Below are 2246 nucleotides of genomic sequence, written 5' to 3'. Positions count from 1 at the left end.
CGTCGTCGGTGGTCGCGGTGGTGACGACCGTGATGTCCATGCCCCGAACCCGATCGATCCGGTCGATATCGATCTCGTGGAAGATCGACTGCTCGGTCACCCCGAAGGTGTAGTTGCCGGCACCGTCGAACTGCTTCGGCGACAGCCCGCGGAAGTCACGGATACGCGGCAGCGCGATGGTGACGAGGCGGTCGAGGAACTCCCACATCCGGTCACCACGCAACGTCACCTTGGCGCCGATCGGCATCCCTTCGCGCAGCTTGAACTGGGCGATGGACTTCTTCGCGCGCCGGACCGCGGGCTTCTGACCGGTGATGGCCGCAAGATCCCGCACAGCGCCATCGATCAGCTTCGCGTCCCGGGCGGCGTCTCCGACCCCCATGTTGACGACGACCTTGACGACGCCGGGGATCTGCATGACGTTGCGGTAGGAGAACTGGTCCCGCAGCGCCGGGGCGATCTCGTCACGGTACCGCTGCTTGAGCCGTGGAACCGGGCGAGCGCCGGTGGTCCGGCCTTCGATGGTCCGGCCCTCGGTGGTCACAGTCATGGTCTAATCTCGTTTCCCAACTGCTCGACTGCTCGCTCGGCCTACAGCTCGGTGCCGGTGCGCCGCGAGACACGCACCTTGGTGCCGTCGTCGTTGATGCGGTAACCGATCCGGGTCGGCTTCCCGTCAGACGGGTCAACGATCATCACGTTGCTCACGTGGATCGGCGCCTCCTGGGTGATGATGCCCCCGGACTGCGAGCCGCGCGTGCTCTGCTGGACCCGGGTGTGCCGGGTGATCCGGTTCGCGCCCTCGACGAGGACCTTGTTCTGCTCCGGGTAGGCGCGGATGACCTTACCCTTGAGCCCACGGTCCTTGCCGGTGATGATCTGGACCGTGTCGCCTTTCTTGATCTTCAAAGTGGCCACGGTCACAGCACCTCCGGCGCCAGCGAGATGATCTTCATAAACTTCTTGTCACGCAGCTCCCGGCCGACCGGCCCGAAGATGCGGGTGCCCCGAGGGTCACCACCGTCCCGGATGAGCACCGCCGCGTTCTCGTCGAAGCGGATGTAGGAGCCGTCCGGCCGCCGGCGCTCCTTGGTGGTACGCACCACGACCGCCTTGACCACGTCGCCGCGCTTCACGCCGGCGCCGGGCAGGGCGTCCTTCACCGTGCCGACGATGATGTCGCCGATCCCCGCGTAACGACGCCCAGAGCCGCCGAGCACCCGGATGCAGAGAATCTCCCGCGCTCCGGTGTTGTCGGCAACCCGAAGTCGCGACTCCTGCTGAATCACTTTCCGCTCCTGATCACCCGGTACTACTGATCACCCGGTCCTGCCCGGCCCCGGCGTCCGGGCCAGAACTACTTCACTACTTCGCCTTCTCCAAGACCTGAACGATCCGCCACCGCTTGGTCGTCGACAGCGGCCGCGTCTCCATCAGTAGGACGCGGTCGCCGACACCGGTGGTGCCGCTCTCGTCGTGCGCCTTGACCTTCTTGGTACGACGGATCGTCTTGCCGTACAGCGGGTGCTGCACCCGGTCCTCGACCGCGACCACGACGGTCTTGGTCATCTTGTCGCTGACCACGAGGCCCTCTCGGACCTTACGGAATCCGCGGGGGAGAGCCGCCGCGTCCGTGCTCTGCGAAGCCTCCTGGGAGGCCGTCTCGTCTGTCACTGTCCTCACGCCCGTTCCGACTGCGTCGCGTCATCGTCCGCCGCGCCGGCCGCCACCGCCGGATCGTCGGTGATACCCAGCTCCCGTTCGCGCATGACGGTGTAGATCCGGGCGATGTCGCGCCGCACGGCCTGCAGCCGGCGGTTGTTCGACAGCTGCCCGGTCGCCGCCTGGAACCGGAGGTTGAACAGCTCCTCCTTGGCCTCCCGAAGCTTGTCGACGAGCTCCTCGCCCGACAGGCTCCGCAGCTCGTCCGCGGTAGCGACAGCCATTACGCACCACCTTCACGGACCACGAAACGGCACTTCATCGGCAGCTTGTGGATGGCCCGCCGCATCGCCTCGCGGGCCACCGGCTCCGCGACCCCGGACAGCTCGAACAGGACCCGGCCCGGCTTGACGTTCGCGACCCACCACTCAGGCGAGCCCTTACCGGAACCCATCCGGGTCTCGGCCGGCTTCTTGGTCAGCGGACGGTCCGGGTAGATGTTGATCCAGACCTTTCCACCACGACGGATGTGCCGGGTCATCGCGATACGGGCCGACTCAATCTGCCGGTTCGTCACGTAAGCC

Annotated in this window: 6 protein-coding genes; all 6 read right to left on the bottom strand. The window is 66.6% G+C overall.

The genetic code is table 11. The features are described from left to right. On the bottom strand, positions 1-550 hold a 550-nt coding region (gene rplE, locus ACY45C_RS00500; protein WP_462185696.1), incomplete at its 3' end, for a 50S ribosomal protein L5. 41 nt (positions 551-591) lie between these two features. Next, positions 592-918 (bottom strand): 50S ribosomal protein L24, encoded by a 327-nt coding sequence (gene rplX / locus ACY45C_RS00495; protein ID WP_462185747.1) that lies wholly within the window; start codon positions 916-918, stop codon positions 592-594. Positions 919-920: 2 nt separating this feature from the next. Beyond that, entirely contained in the window at positions 921-1289 is a 369-nt protein-coding gene (gene rplN, locus ACY45C_RS00490) for a 50S ribosomal protein L14 (RefSeq protein WP_009740518.1), read from the bottom strand. A gap of 76 nt (positions 1290-1365) precedes the next feature. Then, a complete protein-coding gene (rpsQ, locus tag ACY45C_RS00485) occupies positions 1366-1674 on the bottom strand; it encodes a 30S ribosomal protein S17 (RefSeq protein WP_462185746.1) in 309 nt (102 codons plus the stop codon). Between the two features lie 5 nt (positions 1675-1679). Then, entirely contained in the window at positions 1680-1946 is a 267-nt protein-coding gene (rpmC, locus tag ACY45C_RS00480; protein ID WP_462185695.1) for a 50S ribosomal protein L29, read from the bottom strand. Beyond that, positions 1946-2246: 50S ribosomal protein L16 (gene rplP, locus ACY45C_RS00475; protein WP_462185694.1), on the bottom strand; the 301-nt coding region annotated here is incomplete at its 5' end. The genes rplP and rpmC, both read right to left, overlap by 1 nt.

The organism is Frankia sp. CcWB2 (genome assembly GCF_977927585.1).
The sequence above is the reverse complement of the archived record's forward strand: the minus strand, read 5'-3'. Positions and strand labels throughout refer to the sequence as shown.